We start from the raw sequence: 21,255 nt of genomic DNA, 5'->3' as shown, positions 1-21,255 counted from the left end.
GCTTTATATAAAGAAACGCCAGCCAAAGCATCAGAATTAATACTACTCAAAAAACCCAGAAGATGAGAAGTATTATAGATTGGCATTCCGTCGAGCAATACTAAGTTTTGGTCAACTCGCCCACCACGCACATTGAAGCCACCCGCCCCTTCGCCGACTGTCGTGATGCCAGGTTGCAAAGTGAGGGCTTTTATGATGTCAGATTCGCCAAATACTACTGGAATTTTCTTGAGATTTTTCATTTCAAGTTTTACAACACCCATTTGTGTTTCTTTGATATTTCGGTCTTCTTTAGTCGTTTTTATTTCAACCTCAGCAAGCTCACCCACACGCATAGAAAGTTGTACTGATTTTGAAACATTTTGAGACAAATCAACATTAAAAGTTTCGACTTTATAACCTAACGAACGCACCGTAACAGTATATCTTCCCTTGGGTAGTCTTGCTGAAAAACTTCCTACACTATCGGTTTGCGTGCCACCTGTCAAACCCGAAAAAAACACTCCTGCTCCTTGCAAAGTTTGCCCAGAAATTATATCTGTAACCGTTCCCGACAAAGTAAATTTGTATTGGGCAATACTATTAAAAGAAATACAAAGGAGTAGAAAACCAAGTAGAATAGTTTTCATAAGATAGGCTAATTGTGTGTTATAGGTGAAAGTATATATTCAAAATTACAAATAATAATTTCTTAAATCAAAATAGATTAGACGACTTGCGTAGAAGTTAAGACGAAAGGTTTTGTTTTTGAAAACAAGAAGTAATAAAAAGAGCGGTTTTTTATTTTTTAGAAAATAACTACCTTTGAAGCTATAAATAGAAATGTTAGCATACAAGAATACACTTATTACTCGTAATTCTTAAACGTAAAACAAAAATTCAATGGCATACGGACTACTTAAAGGTAAAACAGGCATCATTTCTGGTGCGTTAAATGAGAAATCAATCGCTTGGAAAGTGGCTTTGAAAGCCAAAGAAGAGGGTGCAAAAATCGTTTTGACAAACGCTCCAATTGCGATGCGTATGGGCGAAATTAATAAATTAGCTGAGATTTGTGAAGCTCAAATTATTCCAGCTGATGCAACATCTACTGAAGAAATCGAAAATCTTTATATTAAATCAATGGAAGCTTTGGGCGGAAAAGTTGATTTCGTGCTTCATTCAATCGGTATGTCACCAAATATTCGCAAAGGTCGCCCTTATGGAGATTTGAACTATGATTGGTACATGAAAAGTCTGGATATTTCGGCATTATCGTTTCATAGATTTTTGCAAGTTGCCGAAAAAATGGATGCAATCAACGAATGGGGGTCGGTAGTTGCTTTAACTTATATGGCTGCTCAACGTACTTTTCCTTTTTATACCGATATGGCAGAAGCAAAAGCAATGTTGGAATCAATTGCTCGTAGTTATGGCTATCGTTATGGAAAATTGAAAAAAGTGCGTGTAAATACTGTTTCTCAATCACCCACTGAAACCTCGGCTGGTTCGGGCATTGGTGGTTTTGATAAATTTTATGGCTTTGCCGATAAAATTGCTCCTTTGGGCAATGCCTCCGCAGAATCTTGTGCAGATTATTGTATTACGCTTTTCTCAGACCTCACTCGCATGGTAACGATGCAAAACCTTTTCCATGATGGGGGATTCTCAAATACTGGTATTTCGGAAGATGTAATGGCTTTGATGGATAAATAAGCAACCACTTTTAGAAATAGTGATTGTAAAAACGAACAAGTTTCAAAGATACCTTTGAAACTTGTTTTGTTCTAAGCCCATATCACTGTTTTTTAAGAAAGGAGAAACCTACTTTTAGGGTAAAACACCGACTTATCCATTAATTTATAGACCCTTCACGATTTCAAATCTTGAATAATAGCCAACGCCTTAGCAACAATTTCTGTTACTTTAGCAAAATCTTTTGTTGCTAAAACATCTTTTGGCACTAATTGCGAGCCAATTCCTACTGCGGTTGTTCCTGCATCAAACCAACTTTTCAAACTCTCTAAAGTTGGTGAAACGCCACCTGTTACCATAATTTTTACATCGGGCATTGGAGCTTTTATTGCTTTAACAAAAGCTGCACCCAAAACTTCCCCTGGAAATATCTTGATAAATTCGGCACCTGCTACACGAGCATTGTAGATTTCGGTAACTGTCATTACACCGGGCATCCAAGGAATACCAGCGGCTTGACATACTTTACCAACTTCTGGGTTCATTACGGGAGCTACGATGAAGTTTGTTCCAACCTCAATAAACTTTTCGGCAGTGGCAGCATCGTAAATTGTTCCGATTCCTAAAATCATTTCTGGCATTTCTACCTCTGCAATTTTGACGAGTTCGGCAAAGTTCTTGAAAGAGTTTTCGGTACGATTTGTAAACTCAAAAACCCTTACGCCCGCTTCATAACAAGCTCGTAAAACGCCCAAGCATATATCTAAATCATTGTGCGTAAAAAGTGGTACTAAACCCGTTGCCGAAACTTGTGCTAAAGTTGTGTTGTTATCAAAATTTGCCATTGTTATTAGAATTTACGATTTCAGATTTACGAGGTACGAATAACAATCTCACGGTTTAAAACTCGCAATCTCAGCGGCGAACCGCTCGTAATTCGTACCTCGTAAATCGCAATTTTTATTTATCTTCTCAATCTTCCAGACTTGTCGCCACTCATTACGGCTTCAACTTCTGACACCGTTACCAAGTTTTGGTCTCCTTCAATGGTGTGCTTTAGGGCTGCTGCGGCTGCACCAAATTGCAAAGATTTTAAATCATCTTGCAAAATGACTTGTCCGTAAATAAAGCCTCCCAAAAAAGCATCGCCAGTTCCGATTCTATCCACAATATGTGTAATATCTTGAAAATCAGTTTCTAATAATTCTTCACCATCCCACATTTTGGCACTGTATTGATTATGCGAAGCACTTACTTGAATTCGTTCGGTATCAATAATTTTTTTAACCGTTGGATAGTTCTCCATCAATAATTTACAAGCCTCCACAAACTTTCCTTTTTCGGTTGTTACTTTTAGTCCAAAAATCTCTTCTATGTTCTTTCTGCTTGCCAAAATAATATCAGAGTAAGAAGCTAATTCTGGTAAAATATCTTGTGGAGTTTTACCATATTTCCACAAATTACTGCGGTAATAAATATCTGACGAAACCGTTATTCCTAATTTTTTGGCAGTTTTCACGGCATCTAAACAAGCCTTTGCCGCTCCTTCCGAAATGGCGGGAGTTATACCGCACCAATGAAACCAATCGGCTTCAGCCAAGATTTCCTCCCAATCAAATAAGTCAGGATTTATATTCGCAAAAGACGAATCGGCACGGTCATAAACAATCTGACTTGCACGCATAACAGCACCTGTTTCTAAGAAAAAAACACCTATACGCTCGCCCTCAAGTATAACGTGCGATGTATCAACGTCTAATTGTCGTAGAAAAGCCTTCGCTTTCAGGCCCATCATATTATTTGGGAAAGTTGTTACATGAGAAGCCTCAAATCCAAATTTGACCAATGACGCTCCAACATTCATCTCTGTTCCGCCGAAAGTGGCATTGAACGAAGTAGCTTGTTCAATTTTCTGAAAATTGGGTGTTGAAAGGCGAAGAAGCACCTCACCGAAAGTTACTATTTTTGGCATAAATTTAATGAGTGAATGTAATGATGCGGAACGCCGCCCGTTTTGAATGAGTGAATGTTAATATTATTCAAACTCACACCCAAAAAACTATAATAAAGACCTCGTGATTCCTAATTCTAAACCTCGCAACTCTGCCAAACCACGCAAACGACCGATGGCTGTATAGCCAGGGTTTGTGCGTTTGGTTGCATTCAAATCGTCAAGCATTTTATGTCCGTGGTCTGGGCGGAAAGGTAATCTAAAATCATTTCTACCTTCTTTTTCTCTTCTTTGTTGCTCCAAAACAAGGGCGTGCATTACGCCATACATATCTACATCACCATCTAAATGGTCAGCTTCATGGAAATTCCCTTCGGCATCTCGTTTGGTCGCACGTAAATGTATGAAATTTATTCTATCGCCAAGTCTTTTTATCATTCCAACCAAATCATTATCTGCTCTTACTCCATAGCTTCCTGTGCAGAAACAAAGTCCGTTGTACTTACTTTCGGCAGCTTCGAGCAGTAGTTTTGCATCTGTTTCGGTGCTTACAACTCTTGGTAAACCCAAAATTGGAAAAGGTGGGTCGTCGGGGTGAATGGCCAACAAAATACCAGCATTTTCGGCGACAGGTGTAATTTCTTTCAAGAATGAATAAAGATTTTGTCGTAATTCTTTATCCCCAATGTACTTATAAGTATCCAATGTTTCGCGAAAAGCTTCAATCGTAAAACTTTCCTCACTTCCTGGCAAACCTGCAATAATATTTTTAGTCAGACGCTTTAGATCATCCTCTGATGCTTTCTCGAACCAAACTTTGGCTTTTTCAAGGATTGTTTCAGGATATGACTTTTCGGCATTGGGTCTTTTCAAAATATATATTTCAAAGGCACAGAATTCGGTCATATCAAAGCGTAATGCCTTTGAACCATCGGCTAATTCAAAATCTAAATCGGTACGAGTCCAGTCCAAAATGGGCATAAAATTATAGCAAACAGTATCAATGCCCGAGGCTGCCAAGTTGACCAAACTCTCTTTATAGTTTTCGATGTATTGCTTATAATTGCCAGAAGCCTTTTTGATGTCTTCATGTACGGGTACACTCTCAACTACCGACCACACGAGACCAGCTTTTTCAATAATGGCTTTTCGATCTAAAATAGCTGCTTTTGTCCAAATTTGTCCGTTTGGAATTTGATGAAGTGCAGAAACTACGCCAGTTGCCCCAGCTTGTCGCACATCTGACAAGCTAACAGGGTCATTTGGGCCAAACCAACGCCAAGTTTGTTCGAGAGCCATAAAATAGAGGTTGAATAAATGATTCACAAAATTAGGATTTACTAACTACCACTCCAAAAATATTTTGACAGGAATAAATACTTTTTTGACAACTTTGATTTTTTGTATGTCAAAAAAAGGCTATTAGATTGTATCAAACAAATGAAAGATATGATTTAAAGAAGAATTTTGCAGATTTGTTTATTTTTTTAGGTCAATATTTGGAAATAAAAAAACAGACGTGCATCTTTGCAATCCCAAATACAAAGGGAAAACAAATAATAAGGGAGTTTAGCTCAGCTGGTTCAGAGCATCTGCCTTACAAGCAGAGGGTCACTGGTTCGAACCCAGTAATTCCCACCAAGTATAAAGCCTTGATAATCAATGAATTATCAAGGCTTTTTTGTTTTTTTTCATATTACTGCTTTTTCTTGGTGTAAACATGGTGTAAACGTTTCTGCTATCACTACCCCAAAACCCCATCTTTTCTGTATTTTTTTCCATTTTGTATATTTATAGATTCTTTTGAAAATAATTGTTGTTTTATTTGCGTTATATATCAACAATAATTACATTTGTGGTGTTATGGCTAAAAAACGAACTCTTACTATCGCCCCTTTTCTAAACGAAAACCTAAAACCAGTTAAAGAAATAACTGGTGTGTGGGGTAGTAAAGAACCGTATTTCTCCTTGTATTATAGAGTTACATACAACAGACAAGGAACAATGATAAAAAGTAGGCTTGAAGAAAGCTATAAGAATATTTCAAATGTACCTAAAAGGATATTAGATGAAGAAGTAGGTCTGATACGTAATATCGTTGAATATGAAACAGATGGTTTGATTGAAGATTTTGATTTAACAAAATTAAAGAAGAAATACGAAACCTATTCAAAAGAAGTTCATATTTGTTTAGATGAATACATCAGAAATAGAATAAAGAAAATTCTTAGCGGAATAAATAGTCCACGTACCAAAGTTATTAAAATTGGAAGCTATTCAGATGATAATCCTATTAGTAGCCTTGTGGAAGTTTGCCAAATACTTATACCTAATTTTGATAAATTAGCTGGAGGGACAGAATTTAAAAATGATTTAAAGGCTTATGATGCTTTTATTCGAGTTTTTAATCTTAATCGAATGAAATATACTCCGACCATAACAGATTGGTTAACTAATAAAACACAGACTGAAATGAAAGAAAAATTAAAATTAGAAGGAATAGCTGTAAAGGAGATAAACTCAATTATCAATAATATCACGAGTATCCTAACAGAATCACTTTAAAAAAATTTGCCAAAAATGTTGATATAAAAAAGAGATAAAACAAAATAATAACAGTAAATGAAAACAATAACCACCGCAGGATTTGAACTCTCCGAACTTCTCAACACATTCCGTCAAATTGTAAGAGAGGAAATAAACCAAAAACCGAAAAATGAAAGTTCGGAGAATAAACTGGTTGATATAGAAGCAGCAGCAGCATTTTTAGGCTACGAAGTGCAAACTGTTTACCATAAAGTCAATAAAAGAGAGCTGCCGCATTTCAAAAGGAGTGGTCGCTTGTACTTTAAGCTATCAGACTTGCAGACTTGGGTAGAGAATGGGAAAAGAAAGATTGCAAACGAAATCGGTTAAAATATCTACTCAAAATGGCTAAAAAAATAACAATGTCTGCAATTAAGGAAGATGCTAAAAATTTGGCAGGGCAACTTAAAGGAAAAATAGGTATCCCTATTAAAAATGCATTTCCAATTGAGGTTTTTCCAACACAAATTCAAGAAATAATCTTGGAGTTGAATAAATATTTGAAATTCCCAATAGATTTTTCAGGTGTTTCGATTTTATATGCTACTTCTTTATCGGTTGGAAATACCCACAAAGTAAAAGTAAACAACGGATGGTCAGAAAGCTGTGTAATATATACTTGTTTGGTTGGTCGGGCAGGAACAAATAAATCACACCCGTTGAGCTTTGCTATCAAACCGATAATGGAAAAAGACAAAGAAAGTTATCAAAAATTTCTATTAGAAAAAGAGATTTATCTGCAAGCAAGCTCAATTTCTAAAAAGGAAAGAGAAGAAAAAGGACTTGATGAACCCACACCACCAATCCTGCAAAAGTTTCTAATATCTGATTATACTCCCGAAGCTGTTTCTACAATCCATTTGAATAATCGTAGGGGAATAGGTGTTTATATTGATGAATTGGCTGGTTGGTTTAAGAATTTTAACCGATACAATAAAGGTAGCGAACAAGAGCAATGGCTTTCTAATTGGTCGGGCAAACCTATTATTTCTGATAGAAAGACAGGTAATTCTGTATATATAGACTCTCCATGTATAAGTGTGATAGGAACTATTCAAAACGATATTCTTGAGGAAATTTCAAAAGATGCAAGGGATAGTAATGGCTTTATTGATAGAATATTGTTTGCGATACCCGACCAATTACAAAAAGAGTATTGGAGTGAGGAAGAAATTCCACAAGAAACCATAGAAAACTATAATAATATCATTGGAAGGCTGCTCGACTTACAATTTGATACAGCCACACTCGAATCAACTTTACTACCATTTTCTCCAACAGCTAAACGTATTCTTTTTGATTGGCAAAGATTTAATACAGATAAGATAAATAATCATCCGAACGATAAAGTAGCGAGTATGTATAGCAAATTAGATGTTTACATCATTCGTTTTTCGCTCATTCTTCAAATGCTCAGCTGGGCTTGTGGCGAGGGTGGAAAAACTGTTATCGAAGAAAATACTATGAAAAGTGCTATTCTATTAACAGAATATTTCCGAATAAATGCCGAAAAGGTTCATAAGGTTTTATCTGAAAGCACTCCCTTTGATAGATTGCCAAAAGATAAGCAACAAATATATGAAGCATTACCAAAGGGGAACTTTCAAACACATATCGGAATAAAAATAGCTGAAAACTTGGGTATGAAAGAGCGTAGTTTTAAAAATTGGCTCAATGACAGCAACCTATTTATAAAAGTTTCTTATGGCAACTATGAAAGAGTTTTTTAAATCAAATGCACTCTGCATTCTTTGCACTCTTTGCATTTTGATTAGTAAGAATGTAAACAATGCAAAGAATGCAAAGTGCAAAATAGATAAGACTATGAATCAATATCCATATAGTTTAGATGAAAAACGACCTGCAAAACTCTTTAAATGTCCTGTTTGTGGGCAAAAAGAGTTCAAGTTATACCGTGATAATACCACAGGTGAATATTTGTCAACGGAAGTAGGAATTTGCAATCGTATTGTGAAATGCAACTATCATTATTCACCAAAAGAATATTTTCAAGATAGTAAAGCAAACTTTTCAATGCCTAAAATTCAAGCTCGAATGATAGAAGAGCCTAAAAAGATTGATTTTATTTCATACGATTTGTTTGAAAAATCACTTAATCATACCAACCATTTTTTGAGTTATTTAATTTCTCTTTTTGGGGAAGAAATTACCAAAGCTACTAAACAACGTTTTTTAATTGGCTCATCAAAACATTGGCAAGGTGCTACGGTTTTTTGGCAGATTGATTCCGAAAATAATATTCATACAGGAAAAATAATGCTTTTCAACCCTGTAACGGGCAATCGAGTAAAAACACCTTATAATCATATTACTTGGGTGCATAGCATTTTGGCAAAAAATGGGAAATTACCTGATTTTCATTTGAAACAATGCTTGTTTGGCGAACATCAACTAAGCCATGAATCATTGGGAAAAACAATCGCCTTAGTAGAATCGGAAAAGACGGCTATTTTAGCCAGTATCCTGATGCCCGAATACATTTGGTTAGCAACTGGTAGCCTAACCAATTTTAACGAAAACCATTGTACTGCATTGGCTGGTAAATCGCTGATTGTTTATCCTGATTTGGGGGAAGCTGACAACAAAGGTTTAACTCCTTATGATAAATGGAATGAGAGAAGCCATAGTTTAAAAACGCAGTTGGGTTGCAAAATCGTTGTTTCGGATTTACTCGAAAAAAATGCTACTAACGAAGAAAGAAAAAGAGGGTTGGATATAGCAGACTATTTTATAAATCAAGATGATAAGTTCAACTGGGCATTGAATGAACATGGTTATCCTCTCTTTTGGGATTCGGGATAAAAACGAATTTATCTGTATTAGTCTGAGCGTATCCGAATTAAAACGAATAAATGCGAATAAATTATCTTAAAACAGCAGTAAAATACAATGAAAAAGCAATGTAAACAATGCCATATCATGTTTGAAGGTAGGCGAAACAAAGATTTTTGCTCAATATCATGCAAAAGTTTTCACAATAACGAACTGGCAATATATCGAAACCGAAATTTGAAACTGTCTTTCGACCGAATAAAAGCGAATAAGAATGTTTTGGTGGGCTTGCATCAACTATTTGGCAAAGATGCGGTTAGTATCGAACTTTTAGAACGTGCAGGATTTCAGCCTGCTTTTACAAGTGTTCAGTCGAATCAGAATGTTTTGATTTATGACGACTGGGGCTTGAAACAAATAGCAAAAAATCAATTTCAAATTATTAAATTATAGAAAAAATGCAACTACAAAAATTATCATTTGCCGATATGATGGCAAAATATGTTGAGAATCCAGCTCTACCGACTTTCACAGGGTCGAATAGTATCAATCTTGTGGAGAACTATGCTATATCAACAATTAAGAAGACAAATATTATGACTTGTGAGCCAAGTTATACTTCTTACACAAACGTTGTGGATACACCCTCCAAAAGCACAAATTGGTTGAAATTTATTATTTGGTTAATTATTTTTGGTGTTTTTGGTTGGTTTATTTACCATTATAGGGAGTCAATTAGAAAATGGTATGTCGAGCATTATAAAAATTACAAAGAGGAAGACCGTCTAAATTTAAATAACTGAACGACGACTTATATTTTATTTCAAACAGGAAACAAAGGCGATTATTTTTAGTCGTCTTTGTTTGTGAACAAGGTTAAAATTAGTCTTAATCCTTATTCTACTGGAAGATGGTTTCTGTTTATTTTTGTGCAGTTTCATCAGCAAAACAGCCCATTGTCTTAATCCTTATTCTACTGGAAGATGGTTTCTGTTATGTTCTATTACAGTAACAGAAGTAGTTAATTTGATGAGTCTTAATCCTTATTCTACTGGAAGATGGTTTCTGTTAAAACAAAATATTGCCATTGTTAAACAAGAACATGTCTTAATCCTTATTCTACTGGAAGATGGTTTCTGTTCTACCATGACTCCTACAACAATGAGGTACGCTAACTTTGTTTAGTCTGTATTTGAATACTACAAATTATCATTCAAAGTCAATTTTACGCCATTTTTCCGAAGCCAGTCTTCGTGTGTTTTATAGTCAGAAATAATTATGGAAACTTCATCCCAAAATTGCCTTGAATGGTTCAAATGTTTCAAATGAACCAATTCGTGAACTATTAAATAATCTAAAACAGAAGGCGGTGCCATAAAACACTTCCAATGGAAATTCAAATTACCCAATGGCGTACATGAAGCCCATCGAGTTTTTAAATCAACTATTTTAACTTCATTAGGTTTTTCTTTAATGAATTCCTTAAAATAGTTGATTCTCTTTTCCAAAATAGGCTTACCTTGTTTTTTATAAAATTTGATAAAAATATCTTCCGCTTTTGCGATTACTTTTGCCGACAACAGAAATTTGCCATTATACAATTTTAATGGTTCCGTTTGATTTTCAATAATTTGAAGATTATAACTTTTGCCTAAATATAAAAACGAATGACCTGCTACAAATTTTCTATCAATATGTTCTTTATTTAGTTCTTTGTTATTGGTAATGTACTTATGAATCGCATATTCTTTGGATTTGACAATATCCATAATTTTAGATTCTTCCAAATCCACAGGAACTATAACATTAACAGAACCATCTCTTTCAATGTTAATTGAAAGAGTTTTGATTCTGTTGGAACGTTTAATTTCTATTTCAAGTCCGTTTAAATTCATTTCAAATACCTTAATATTTCAACATGGTTGTTTTTTGTGAGTTTCAAAATATCAGATGTTATTTCTTTGTCTTTTCTTTCGATACTTGGTACATCAGAGAAACGAATCAATTGTTCTATTTTACCTGTCAATCTTAGCGTTTCATCGGGCTTGCTCCAAAAGTCGGCTATTATAATACTATCAAATATGGCAGTCATTATTCTATTGGATAGCATTATCAACGCCGCCTCTTTTGTGTTTTGTTCATCATTTTCGCAAGCATAAGCTATTAAATCAAAGAAAGGAGCTTGATAAATCGGCACTTTCAAATCTTTTTCACTTCTACCAGCGGCAGCTTCTCGCCTCAATTCTTCCAATTCAACAATCAGTTGGTCCCAATTATTTTGATATTTATTAATCAGTTCATTAATTCTATCATCAAATTTTCTATACATAGCTGGGTCGCTATTTTGCAAACTTACTTTTATGTGTCCTCTAAGTGCATGCTCCATTGCAGATGCCTTAGATTTACTATTGCCGTAAAGACTATTAATCTTTATAGGAAAGTCGTCTGAAAAAATAGAAACTTCGTCAACATTCTGTTTAATACCCATTGATTCAAGGTGTTTATCAATGAGCCTACGAACTTTTTCACTTGCCCAGCCTATATCCAAAGGAGAATCACGGTAATGATACTGAATACGCCAAAGCAAATAACCTATGCGTTTAGCAGGTATCCAATATTTTCGTTGTGTTTCAGCTTCGCTAAATAATAGGTCAAGGCGGTCGAAATAATTTTTTACCAAAACATCAAACTCTGCCCTTAATTTTAAATCACCAACTATTTCGATTACTTTTTCAACCAACACTATTTCTCTACTTGTTGCTGTTTTTTGTTGTAAAAAATCCTCAAAATCTGCAATGCCATTGGTATTAAAAAACTGAATTATTTTGTTATACCTCAGCTCTAATTCAGGTATTTCATCATTAATATCTTTAAAGTATTCTTTAAATTCGTCCAATGTTGCTTTATTTTCGGTAGCTTCTTGGTCAGTATAAATACCCAAGGCAAGATTTAAGTTCTTTGTGATTCCAAAATAATCTACCACCAAGCCGTGGTTTTTTCCTTTTTTTGTGCGGTTTACTCTCGCAATGGCTTGCAACAAATCATGTTCACGCAGATTTTTATCCAAGTACATCACCTGCTCAATTGGAGCATCAAAACCAGTGATTAATTTATCACAAACACATAAAATGCCAATGCCACTCAATTTTTTGTCGGGGTCAATTGTATCAAAATCTTTCTTGAAATTATTGATGGCATCTTCTTCTTTTGCTTCTTTACGTGCTGCCGTGATATAATCCAATTCATTAGTTCCCATGCCTGATACAATCGCATGAGCTTTCAATATTTTTAATCTTGAAATAAGTATTTCGTTTCTGTTTTCATCCGTAATTTCTTCCTCTTTTTGCAAGCGTTCGGCTATTAAATTATTCAAAACGAGTTTATATCTCACTGCTGCAATAATACTCGAAGCTACTACTTGAGCTTTAAATCCATTTGATAAGATTTCATTGATATAATGCTCTAAAATATCTTTTGAAATTTCTTCAATTCTTGCTTTTGATTCCAAAAAAGCAATCATAGTACCGTATCTTTTCTGAATCTCTTGGCGTTCTTCTGCCGTTCGGTGCTTGAATGTTTGTTCATATTCTAAATCAAACACTGCTTTGTCGGTTATTTTATCTGAAGTTTTTTTGCCTATGTATTTAATGTCAACCGTTGCCCCATCGGCAACTGCATCGTTCATTTTGTAGGTGTCTATGTATTGGTCTTTAACTTGATAAAAACGCTCGGCTGTTTGTTTTTTGTGGCGTTCTGTTATCAGAGGCGTACCCGTAAAGCCTATTCTTGTAGCTTGCGGAAATGCCAAAAATAAATTTTTACCCATATCATTGCCTTGTGAGCGATGGGCTTCATCAACCAAAATCAATATGCGTTCACTATTATTTATTAAAGGAAACTCGGTAAACTTCGGAATTATCCCCAATTTCAATAATGTCTCAGAAGATATTTTTTGATTTTCAATAAACTTATGAAGCATTACCATATTCAAGTTATTGGTATCGCTTTCTAATAAAACTAAATCTTGTTTGGTTTCTATTTGGTTAGTTCTTTCAACCAATTCAGCCGTTTCTGTTAATTGGTCTTCTAAATCAATTCTATCTACGACCATCAAAATCTTATAATCTTTCAAATCGAAGGTTGAACGCATTTTACGAACCAAAAACGCCATTGTTAAGCTCTTTCCGCTTCCTTGCGTATGCCATATAACACCACTTCGTTCTTTAAAATCAGCACCATCTTTCAGGCGTTCTACCATTTTACGAACGGCTCGGTATTGCTGGTATCTACAAATGATTTTTATATCCTGACCACTTTTAAGCTGCGTATAAAGGGTGAAATTCTTTAGAATGTCTATCAAAATTTCATGATTGAACATACCCAAAATCAAAACTTCTTGTCGTTGGCTGTTGGGTTCTATCGCAATGGTATTGTCAGGCGGAATGGTTTGATATTCTTCGGGGAAAATATCTACCCATTTTAAAAAATAATCAAAGTCAGAGCAAATAGTGCCAAACCTTGCTTCTAAACCGTGCGTAATGACACTAAACAAATTGGTGTGAAATAAACTTTCTTCGCCTTCATCTTTACTAAAAAAATCGTCTCGTTGATTACTGTATCTTTCAATCTGTCTAAACGACTCGCTTAATGGACCAGGCGAATACATATCCTTGCACTCAATGACCACAAAAGGCATTCCGTTTACAAAGCACACAATATCAGGAATGATACATTTTTTGGCTCTGTTTGGTGTATCTACCCTAAATTGATTAATGGCAATAAATGAATTGTTTTTGTAGTTGGCAAAATCAACTAAATGAACCGTAGGGTTATCAATACCCGTTTGCTCATTTTTGCCTGGCAGGGTTATTCCTTTGAGCAATAAATTGAAAATGTCTTTGTTGGCAGTCAGCAAATCTTTATGCCCTTGCTCCGAAATTTTTTCAAAGCAATATTTCATTTGCTCTGCCGTAATCCAAGGGTTTAATTTTTTAATGACCGTTTCAAACTCTTCTTTTAGAATTACTTCTTTAAATGAATTACGAAACGATTCAGTTGGGTCTTCGGGAACACCACCTGCACCATTATCATACACGACCCAACCGATTTGGCGAAGTTTGTCCAAAAAAGGTTTTTCTACATTGCCATATTCTGCCATAGTATTAAGTTGTTTGGGGTTCAATTGATTCTGGAATGGTCACTAATTTTTTGCCACTCAACAAATCTGCCATTAAGCCAGATTTTAACTGTTGTAGCTTTTGTAAGTAGAGTTGCTCAACACTTATTTTCTGGTCAATGGCTAAAATCCTCTTTGAGATAGCTTTTTGTTCTGTAAGAGATATTCTTACAATTGGTATTTTGTTGATGATTCCACCAGTTATTACAGGTTGAGCTGCTGCATAAGCAAAAGAATTCAAGTTAAGAAAATTAAGATAAGTAACCCAAAAATCAAAATCAAATTCTTTTTCGATATAAGAAACTATTAATGCGTTATCTGTCACCCATGAAAATGATTGTGTTATGTAGGCATTACCACAATATTCACCAACTCTTCCAATGATAAGTCTTTTCTCTGCGAATAAGTACTCTGAATGATAGCCATTAATTCCATTGCCACCATAGACTGGGTAAGAACCTATTTTTATATTATTAAGTGTTAAACCTTCACCACTTGAAACCTTTATTAATTCCCCCAACTTATCCACCTCCCACTCCTTCGGAATCCAACCCAAGGCACTTTCTTTATACAACTCTGGTGCATAGGCATAGCTTGGGCGAAGTTTGCCTGTTTTTATATCAATGCCACGAGTAAATAAATCATTCAACATTCCCTGTTTGATGGCTTTGTATTTGGCAATCGTTACTTGTGTTTTTTCTATTACAGTATCTGCCGAAGAAAGAATTTTGGCGATTTTACGTTGTTCATTTTTATCTTCTGGGTATTTTACGAAAAGAATTTTTGCAATATCCTTCGGAACATGGGGAACTCCTGTTCCTGTTCTGTTATTTTGAATCCAAGAAAATTTATTATAAAGGAAATAGAAAAGGTATTTAGAATCAATCCCATCTATAGTTTGAAGTTTTGAAAAGGTAGAACCTACAACCCCATTATGCCCAATAGTTACTAATCCACTTCTTTCGCCATCCCAAAGCATCAAAATATCATTCTCTTCACATAATACAGCTCCTTTTGTATGACTAAAAAGAATCGGTTTACCATTTACTGCGTCTGCATTTATCAATGGCAAATAGCCATCTTCTATATTGTCACTCTGAACTGTAAGTCTTCCTTTTGAGAAAGTAGCAAGCTTGCCAATATTAGTTTCTTTCCACTCACTCATAGCCCAATTCCATTAAAAAAGTGTTCAATAATTTAGTTTCTTTTTCTCTTGCCATCAATACATCGTCGAGCGTGGTTGTGTATTTATCCCAAAACTCGCTTACTGCATTTATCAAGTTTCGGGTATGGTTTTCTTGGTAGCCTGTTATTACACTGTGTAGGGTTCGTTCCCAGCGTTTTATGATGAGTTCTTTGGCTTCTTCTACAGTTATTTTTGCTCTTGCCTGTTCTACCAGCGTGGCTTTATAGCGTTCAATTTCTTTTACTTCGATTCTGCATTGTTTTAGTTCATCTTCCAAAGCCACGTGCTTTTTTATTCTCTCGGTATCAGCATTTATGGCATCATCAATAGGCGTTATTTCATGCTCTATTTCGGTGGCTTTCGCTGTTAGTTGTGCTATTTCATCTTCGGCAACTTTTAGCTTTTCAGGTGGAGTGTTTTTAGCATTCACATCTTTTTCGTAAGCCTTTATTTGCTTGTTTATTTTCGCAAATTCCTTTGTCAGAACAGTTTTTTGCTTGATATTTACCTTAATTCGGTCCTTTATTTCGGTAATTGTTTTTTTCGGAATCGCCTCGTAATCGTCTTCATTCCATTCGCCTTCTTCCAGCTCATTTACGGTTTCAAACATTGCTTCCAACTCATCACGTCTTGCCAAAGCATTTCTGTATTTTTCTAATACCTCAGGATACTGACTTTCCAAAATCTCATCATCGGGTATCAGTTCAGCTTTCCATGCACTGGCAGCCACTGATTTAAAATCATACTTCAAATCCTCAATGTATTGAGCAAACGAACCTCGTAATTGAAATTCAGAAAGCAAAGGATTGCCAATACCGCCCATAATAGCCGAAAACTCACCCGTGCAATGTTTCGTAAAACCAAAAACGCTTTTATCGGTCGGTAGGGCTTCTATTTTGGGTAAAACGATTGCCCAAAACTCATTTACCTTTGCCGTATATTTAGCAAAGGCTTGGGCTTTTCCTGTGCTGTTATCAATAAATTCTTTGATTTTTTCTTTGCTGTCGATGGCATCAACAAATTGGTCGTAGCCTTTTTTAAGGTCAGTAAACAAACTTTCTTTCAAGCCCTCGTAGCACTCAAAATCGGTATCCAAGGCATTTATTTCTGCCACAGGAATACCGCCTTTCAGGTGTGCATGCACATCGTGAGCCGTGGCAGGTGGCGAATTATCAACGTATCGGCGAATATTGCAGTTATATTCTTCTTTTTTTATATCATTTTTATGCACCAGTTTGCTGTACTTCTCCAATTGGATTTTGTTATGATACACCCAACTAATTTTATCAATATCTTCCGAACGGAGTTTATTTTGATTTTTTCCTTCTTTGTATTCTTTGTCGGCATTAATAAAAAGCACATGCTCACGTTCGCCAGCACCGTGCTTATTGATGATAATTAAGCTCGCAGGAATACCTGTTCCAAAAAACAAACCAGGCGGCAAACCAATAATAGCTTCTATAAGTCCCGCTTCGATTAATCTTTTACGCACCTTTTGTTCTTCTCCACCACGAAACAGCACTCCGTGAGGCATCACAACCGCCATACGCCCATCATTATTTAGCGTCGAAACCATGTGTTGCAGAAACATAAAGTCTGCTTGTTTTTTGGTGCTTGTCCAGTTTTGAAAACGTTCTTTGTGCTGCATTCCTTCAACTTTGTAGTTGAGCGAAAAAGGCGGATTTGCTACTACAATATCGAATTTTAGCAATACACCATCTTTTTTAAGCAAAGGATTTGCCAGCGTATCGCCCATTTTGATATTGGCGTTTTTTATTCCGTGAAAAATCATGTTCATTTTACACATTTTGTAAATGCCCTCCTTGAGTTCTTGCCCAAAAATGGATAAGTTTCGGGCATTGCCATAGCGTGCTTCCACATAATTTCTCAATGTAATAAGCAAACCGCCAGAACCAACAGTTGGGTCACTCATAGACGCTCTTTCGCCAGGCTGCAAAATGAAAGCCATGAGTTGAACTACTTCGGAAGGCGTATAAAATTCGCCACCTTTTTTACCTGCACTTTCAGCAAAATGTTTAATCAAAAACTCATAAGCAGCACCCAACAAATCGGGAAACTCAAAGTTTTCGTCTTTCAATTCCATCTTATTGAAATTATCCAACAATTCTTTAAGCACTTCATCGGTTAATAGTTTATCACCATTAGATTTTAAGGCATTAAATTTTGTGCCACTTAGTACCCCTTCCAAAATTTCCTTTCGAGAATTTTCAATTGAATTGAGAGCTACCGTTAAGCCATCACCAATATTTTCGGTAAGCATCTGCAAATCCTCCCACCTTGCATCGGCTGGCACAAAAAACTCATATTCGATTGCATTTTCAATCTCAAGTTCTCTATCGAGTTGAGCCTGAGTAATATTTGGGTGTTCTCTCTTTAAATTATTTTCACGGGTTATTTGTGCTACATCAAACATATCATTTACTCTTTTCAGAAATAACATTGCAATGATTTAATCTTTATACTCTGAGGCATCTAATCCTGCCGCTCTCAAATCATCGCACTGTATTTTAAGAAAGCCGTTAAGTTTAGTAAGGGATATTTTTGACATGGTTAGTTGATTAATAGATTTTAATTTATTGGTCTTGTTATCGTTTTTTTTGTATTGGCTATAACGCTCAAATATACGAAGGTTTTGTCTTACTTTTTGAATTGTTAACCAAACCACCGTTTTCTTTACTCAAAAAAGGCTCGACGAAATCGAGCCTTTTTTGGTGCATTATAAGTAAAGAAACTTGGTAAATAAATCAAAGTTAAGTATCTTTATGAATCAACGACTTAATTTACTTTTTTATGCTAATCGGATACGCAAGGGTTTCAACACTTGAACAAAACCCTAACTTACAAACTGATGTGTAGTGGTCCAAACGAAATCTTGAAAAACGACCAAACGAAATCTCGAATTCATATTTTTGATTTGGTTTTGAAATTTAATACAGAAAAATATTTATGCCAATTTGTTTTTCTGCAACCAGTTAAAAAGATTTGACTCAGAAGAGTTATATCTTTTAGCAATGAATTTTTTAGTTGAGCCATTACTAAGTAGTGCTTCAATCTCAACTTTATATTTATCCAATTTACTTTTCCCAGCACCTATCGGTCTTCCGAGTTTTACTCCATTAGCCTTTTTAGTTTGCAGTGCCTCTTTAGTTCTTTTAGAAATCAAGTCTCTTTCTATTTCAGCAACCATTGAAAAGACCATTGCCATTACTTTACTCTGAATGGTATCGTCCAATTGCCAGTTTCCTTTAACCGTATAAATCTTGATGCCTTTCTGAGTGGCTATAGAAATTATTTCCATGCACTCAAGCATACTTCTACCCAATCGAGAAAATTCACTTAACAGTATGGTATCTCCCGAAGTAAGTGCTTCAACAATGTCTCCGATTTTTCTTTCTCTCCAATGAATTCTTCCCGAAGCCTTTTCTTCAACGAATTCAACTTTACCTAAATTTTTATCATTGGCAAGGTGCAGAAGTTGAGATTTGTTTTTTTCGAGGTCTTGGTCAACAGTTGAAACCCTTAAATAAGCGACATTTCTTGGCATAATTTTGGTTATTCGATAAATAGGTAGTTATTTGAATTATAATGGATTAAAAAATTCTGTAATATTAGGTATTTTCATCTAATTATTCAAGTGGTATATATGAAGGTAAAATTAAAGAAAGACTTCATGCTCTGACTACAAAACCAAGAAAAATAAAATTTCACACAAAGAGATTGGCTTATTGTTTACCTTATGAAACAAGATGTGAAATTGGCGAAAGAAATTTAAAAGATGAATTACTTTACAATGATTTTTATGCTCAAACCCAAGATACCATCAAAAAATATTTTAAAGATATTGATGTAAAGGTTAAGGATATTGAGAGCTTGATAACGAAAGTATTTAATAAAATTTTTTCTAAACAAGGATTAGAATTCTCAAATTTTGTTTTACATGGAGATAGCCATTCTGTTATTGAACAAAATTTGAATGATGTTATCAGTTCAGCAGTGGATGAAAGTTCAGTGATTCTTGGAAATAAGGAAAAAGTTAAAACCGCCTTACATTTAGCAATTCGTGATATAGTTTATAATGGAAGTAAAGAGCAAAATAGATTTTTAAAAAGTTTGTCAAATACATATATGATGATGTTTTTGCTTCAATGGGAGCCTAAACTCTCAACTTATTTTCAAACCTTAGCATCTCAACTTAAAGTGTTTGTTGACAATTCTATAATAATTCCAGCTTTATCTGAATATTTTTTACCTGATGGGAATAGAAGGCATTGGAATCTACTAATCGGGGCAAATAAAGCAGGTATATCATTATTTATAAATGAAACACTACTTGATGAATTAGTTTCTCATTTCAAGATGGTCAGTAATAAGTATTATAGTATGTTTCAACAGCAAGAAAAATTCTACCTATCAGACGAACATGAATTATTATTTATTGACGAAATTTTAATTCGTTCTTATTTTTATGCAAAAAGAAAAGGTGAAATTAAAGATTTTGAAAGTTTATAGATAATTTCATTGACCCAAATTTAAAAACAGTAAAACAAGAACTAATTACTTATCTGTTGGACACATTTGGGATAACTTTTATTTCAAATCAAATGTGGGATATAAAAGTTAACCCAGACGATAAAGTAAAACTAACTGAGGTATTAAGTTACAAAAAAGACCATGATATTAAGGCTCAAAATGACGCAGAAATGATTTTGGCAATTTATTATTTACGCAATAAAGGAAACGAATCTTCTGATACTGGAATTTTTGGATATAAAACATGGTGGCTATCCAAGGACACTTCAACATACAAAGCTGTTGTTAAAAGCTTTGGAGCTGATAAATATCCTGTAAGTTGTTACATTAGACCAGACTTTATTTACAATTATATTGCATTAAAACCAACAACAGAAGAAGTAGATGAAGCCTATGGCGAAATCTTTCCAACAATGTTAGGTGTAAATCTTAGCTATCATATGCCAAAAGATGTTTCACAAATAGTCCAAGAAAAGATAAAAGAGTTTCATAATAAATCACCATTAAGAGTAAAACAGATATTAAGAAATTTATCTGACAAATTAAAGTCTGACCCTTCTTTGCAAAACAGAAATTCAATAGAACACTTTCTTGACAAAGAGCTTAGACAATTGCAAGATGTAAAACAGTAAGACAAAAAGGGCAGCAGCCAACATACTATTTATGACAAAGTGGGCGAACGTAAGTAATTGAACATCAGTACATTAATCAACATTTTCACCGTCGGACTAAATACTATGAAGCAGTTGGAAGTAACTCAACTTTGGAACAAAACCCAGCATCAGTTACGGGCTGACGAGTTCCAAATTTCCCCTTCTTTATAAATACTTTTTCGTTGTGGGCAATTATAGACAGACCTCGTTTTGTAAGACAAAGCTCAATAATAAAAGACACTTTAAAATATTTTGTGAGGCTTTATAAAACTCACCAGCGAAGCCGAAAACTGCAATTTTGAAAGAGTAGGCGTTTATAAGCAATTTAAAATGGCTCAAAAATGTCCCAGTTGTGATTATCCATATGTGCCTAATGGAGATAAAGTTAACTGCCCAAATTGTGGAAAACTAATTGAAGCACCTGGTTGTCTAGAACAGACAGGATCTCTTGTAATCATTATTATAATAATTATCTTAAGTTACGCAAGATTAACTTTTATGTAGTGATATCTGCTTAAATTTACAAAAAACTGTCAATTTTACCAAAATCTAATCAAATTCATGAAACTAATAGCCGAATTTGACCTGTATAGTGATTATTTGATAGTAAATCAAGGACAGGCAACTGCAACTGATTTAGCTATGTTAGTGGACGGGCATTACTCACATGACAAAATTACAAGGT

19 protein-coding genes, 1 tRNA gene and 1 CRISPR repeat array are annotated in these 21,255 nt (G+C 34.8%); of the genes, 10 read left to right on the top strand and 10 right to left on the bottom strand.

The features are described 5' to 3' along the window. Window positions 1-629: carboxypeptidase-like regulatory domain-containing protein (locus tag ACH2CJ_RS06720; protein ID WP_394991490.1), on the bottom strand; the 629-nt coding region annotated here is incomplete at its 3' end. 253 nt (window positions 630-882) lie between these two features. Here ACH2CJ_RS06720 and ACH2CJ_RS06715 point away from each other — a divergent pair. After that, the gene (locus tag ACH2CJ_RS06715) at window positions 883-1,695 is read left to right on the top strand and encodes an enoyl-ACP reductase (RefSeq protein WP_394991489.1); all 813 of its coding nucleotides are present in this window, start codon (window positions 883-885) and stop codon (window positions 1,693-1,695) included. Window positions 1,696-1,850: 155 nt separating this feature from the next. Here ACH2CJ_RS06715 and ACH2CJ_RS06710 read toward each other — a convergent pair whose 3' ends face one another. The 3 genes from ACH2CJ_RS06710 to uxuA all read right to left on the bottom strand — a co-directional run bounded on the left by ACH2CJ_RS06710 (window position 1,851) and on the right by uxuA (window position 4,924). Further along, window positions 1,851-2,519 (bottom strand): bifunctional 4-hydroxy-2-oxoglutarate aldolase/2-dehydro-3-deoxy-phosphogluconate aldolase, encoded by a 669-nt coding sequence (locus ACH2CJ_RS06710; protein WP_394991488.1) that lies wholly within the window; start codon window positions 2,517-2,519, stop codon window positions 1,851-1,853. Window positions 2,520-2,638: 119 nt separating this feature from the next. After that, window positions 2,639-3,646: a PfkB family carbohydrate kinase gene (locus ACH2CJ_RS06705; RefSeq protein ID WP_394991487.1), complete on the bottom strand. Its 1,008-nt coding sequence runs from the start codon at window positions 3,644-3,646 to the stop codon at window positions 2,639-2,641. A gap of 87 nt (window positions 3,647-3,733) precedes the next feature. Further along, complete coding sequence (gene uxuA, locus ACH2CJ_RS06700; RefSeq protein ID WP_394991486.1) at window positions 3,734-4,924, bottom strand: mannonate dehydratase; 1,191 nt, start codon at window positions 4,922-4,924, stop codon at window positions 3,734-3,736. 264 nt (window positions 4,925-5,188) lie between these two features. Here uxuA and ACH2CJ_RS06695 point away from each other — a divergent pair. The 7 genes from ACH2CJ_RS06695 to ACH2CJ_RS06665 all read left to right on the top strand — a co-directional run bounded on the left by ACH2CJ_RS06695 (window position 5,189) and on the right by ACH2CJ_RS06665 (window position 9,807). Then, window positions 5,189-5,266 (top strand) — tRNA-Val (locus ACH2CJ_RS06695). Window positions 5,267-5,428: 162 nt separating this feature from the next. After that, the gene (locus tag ACH2CJ_RS06690) at window positions 5,429-6,190 is read left to right on the top strand and encodes a hypothetical protein (protein WP_394991485.1); all 762 of its coding nucleotides are present in this window, start codon (window positions 5,429-5,431) and stop codon (window positions 6,188-6,190) included. A gap of 57 nt (window positions 6,191-6,247) precedes the next feature. Beyond that, window positions 6,248-6,541, top strand: a complete 294-nt coding sequence (locus ACH2CJ_RS06685) for a helix-turn-helix domain-containing protein (RefSeq protein WP_394991484.1) — start codon at window positions 6,248-6,250, stop codon at window positions 6,539-6,541. A gap of 14 nt (window positions 6,542-6,555) precedes the next feature. After that, on the top strand, window positions 6,556-7,941 hold the full coding sequence (locus ACH2CJ_RS06680) for a DUF3987 domain-containing protein (protein WP_394991483.1): 1,386 nt from the start codon (window positions 6,556-6,558) through the stop codon (window positions 7,939-7,941). A 94-nt stretch (window positions 7,942-8,035) separates the two neighbouring features. After that, entirely contained in the window at window positions 8,036-9,034 is a 999-nt protein-coding gene (locus ACH2CJ_RS06675) for a DUF6371 domain-containing protein (RefSeq protein ID WP_394991482.1), read from the top strand. 87 nt (window positions 9,035-9,121) lie between these two features. Then, window positions 9,122-9,457: a hypothetical protein gene (locus tag ACH2CJ_RS06670; RefSeq protein WP_394991481.1), complete on the top strand. Its 336-nt coding sequence runs from the start codon at window positions 9,122-9,124 to the stop codon at window positions 9,455-9,457. A 5-nt stretch (window positions 9,458-9,462) separates the two neighbouring features. After that, the gene (locus tag ACH2CJ_RS06665) at window positions 9,463-9,807 is read left to right on the top strand and encodes a hypothetical protein (RefSeq protein ID WP_394991480.1); all 345 of its coding nucleotides are present in this window, start codon (window positions 9,463-9,465) and stop codon (window positions 9,805-9,807) included. Window positions 9,808-9,889: 82 nt separating this feature from the next. After that, window positions 9,890-10,145: direct repeats of the CRISPR family, unit length 37 nt; unit sequence GTCTTAATCCTTATTCTACTGGAAGATGGTTTCTGTT. A 58-nt stretch (window positions 10,146-10,203) separates the two neighbouring features. Here ACH2CJ_RS06665 and ACH2CJ_RS06660 read toward each other — a convergent pair. From ACH2CJ_RS06660 to ACH2CJ_RS06640, 5 genes are all read right to left on the bottom strand, one after another. Beyond that, window positions 10,204-10,899 carry a M48 family metallopeptidase gene (locus ACH2CJ_RS06660; RefSeq protein ID WP_394991479.1) on the bottom strand — a complete coding sequence of 232 codons (696 nt, stop codon included), beginning with the start codon at window positions 10,897-10,899 and terminating at the stop codon, window positions 10,204-10,206. After that, window positions 10,896-14,162, bottom strand: a complete 3,267-nt coding sequence (locus tag ACH2CJ_RS06655) for a type I restriction endonuclease subunit R (RefSeq protein WP_394991478.1) — start codon at window positions 14,160-14,162, stop codon at window positions 10,896-10,898. The genes ACH2CJ_RS06660 and ACH2CJ_RS06655 overlap by 4 nt, the downstream gene beginning before the upstream one ends. A 4-nt stretch (window positions 14,163-14,166) precedes the next feature. Continuing rightward, a complete protein-coding gene (locus ACH2CJ_RS06650) occupies window positions 14,167-15,345 on the bottom strand; it encodes a restriction endonuclease subunit S (RefSeq protein WP_394991477.1) in 1,179 nt (392 codons plus the stop codon). Then, the gene (locus tag ACH2CJ_RS06645; RefSeq protein ID WP_394991476.1) at window positions 15,338-17,827 is read right to left on the bottom strand and encodes an N-6 DNA methylase; all 2,490 of its coding nucleotides are present in this window, start codon (window positions 17,825-17,827) and stop codon (window positions 15,338-15,340) included. The genes ACH2CJ_RS06650 and ACH2CJ_RS06645 overlap by 8 nt, the downstream gene beginning before the upstream one ends. Before the next feature lie 504 nt (window positions 17,828-18,331). Beyond that, the gene (locus ACH2CJ_RS06640; RefSeq protein ID WP_394991475.1) at window positions 18,332-18,931 is read right to left on the bottom strand and encodes a recombinase family protein; all 600 of its coding nucleotides are present in this window, start codon (window positions 18,929-18,931) and stop codon (window positions 18,332-18,334) included. Between the two features lie 173 nt (window positions 18,932-19,104). Here ACH2CJ_RS06640 and ACH2CJ_RS06635 point away from each other — a divergent pair, with 173 nt between their 5' ends. Both ACH2CJ_RS06635 and ACH2CJ_RS06630 read left to right on the top strand, forming a co-directional pair. Then, complete coding sequence (locus ACH2CJ_RS06635; RefSeq protein ID WP_394991474.1) at window positions 19,105-19,896, top strand: hypothetical protein; 792 nt, start codon at window positions 19,105-19,107, stop codon at window positions 19,894-19,896. A 92-nt stretch (window positions 19,897-19,988) separates the two neighbouring features. Then, window positions 19,989-20,549, top strand: a complete 561-nt coding sequence (locus tag ACH2CJ_RS06630) for a hypothetical protein (protein ID WP_394991473.1) — start codon at window positions 19,989-19,991, stop codon at window positions 20,547-20,549. Window positions 20,550-20,652: 103 nt separating this feature from the next. Here ACH2CJ_RS06630 and ACH2CJ_RS06625 read toward each other — a convergent pair whose 3' ends face one another. Beyond that, window positions 20,653-20,811: a hypothetical protein gene (locus ACH2CJ_RS06625; protein WP_394991472.1), complete on the bottom strand. Its 159-nt coding sequence runs from the start codon at window positions 20,809-20,811 to the stop codon at window positions 20,653-20,655. Between the last annotated feature and the right edge of the window lie 444 nt (window positions 20,812-21,255).

It is taken from the genome of Emticicia sp., from assembly GCF_043780375.1.
Classification (GTDB): Bacteria; Bacteroidota; Bacteroidia; order Cytophagales; family Spirosomataceae; genus Emticicia.
This window is presented reverse-complemented; position numbering and strand designations above follow the sequence as displayed.

What these genes read in the sequence shown, in the direction of transcription:
- ACH2CJ_RS06675 (WP_394991482.1), top strand. Translation starts at nt 8,036, where the DNA reads ATGAATCAATATCCATATAGTTTAGATGAAAAACGACCTGCAAAACTC.
- ACH2CJ_RS06660 (WP_394991479.1), bottom strand. Translation starts at nt 10,899, where the DNA reads ATGAATTTAAACGGACTTGAAATAGAAATTAAACGTTCCAACAGAATC.
- ACH2CJ_RS06710 (WP_394991488.1), bottom strand. Translation starts at nt 2,519, where the DNA reads ATGGCAAATTTTGATAACAACACAACTTTAGCACAAGTTTCGGCAACG.
- ACH2CJ_RS06680 (WP_394991483.1), top strand. Translation starts at nt 6,556, where the DNA reads ATGGCTAAAAAAATAACAATGTCTGCAATTAAGGAAGATGCTAAAAAT.
- ACH2CJ_RS06715 (WP_394991489.1), top strand. Translation starts at nt 883, where the DNA reads ATGGCATACGGACTACTTAAAGGTAAAACAGGCATCATTTCTGGTGCG.
- ACH2CJ_RS06670 (WP_394991481.1), top strand. Translation starts at nt 9,122, where the DNA reads ATGAAAAAGCAATGTAAACAATGCCATATCATGTTTGAAGGTAGGCGA.
- ACH2CJ_RS06630 (WP_394991473.1), top strand. Translation starts at nt 19,989, where the DNA reads ATGTGGGATATAAAAGTTAACCCAGACGATAAAGTAAAACTAACTGAG.
- uxuA (WP_394991486.1), bottom strand. Translation starts at nt 4,924, where the DNA reads ATGGCTCTCGAACAAACTTGGCGTTGGTTTGGCCCAAATGACCCTGTT.
- ACH2CJ_RS06685 (WP_394991484.1), top strand. Translation starts at nt 6,248, where the DNA reads ATGAAAACAATAACCACCGCAGGATTTGAACTCTCCGAACTTCTCAAC.
- ACH2CJ_RS06655 (WP_394991478.1), bottom strand. Translation starts at nt 14,162, where the DNA reads ATGGCAGAATATGGCAATGTAGAAAAACCTTTTTTGGACAAACTTCGC.
- ACH2CJ_RS06650 (WP_394991477.1), bottom strand. Translation starts at nt 15,345, where the DNA reads ATGAGTGAGTGGAAAGAAACTAATATTGGCAAGCTTGCTACTTTCTCA.
- ACH2CJ_RS06640 (WP_394991475.1), bottom strand. Translation starts at nt 18,931, where the DNA reads ATGCCAAGAAATGTCGCTTATTTAAGGGTTTCAACTGTTGACCAAGAC.
- ACH2CJ_RS06705 (WP_394991487.1), bottom strand. Translation starts at nt 3,646, where the DNA reads ATGCCAAAAATAGTAACTTTCGGTGAGGTGCTTCTTCGCCTTTCAACA.
- ACH2CJ_RS06665 (WP_394991480.1), top strand. Translation starts at nt 9,463, where the DNA reads ATGCAACTACAAAAATTATCATTTGCCGATATGATGGCAAAATATGTT.
- ACH2CJ_RS06645 (WP_394991476.1), bottom strand. Translation starts at nt 17,827, where the DNA reads ATGTTATTTCTGAAAAGAGTAAATGATATGTTTGATGTAGCACAAATA.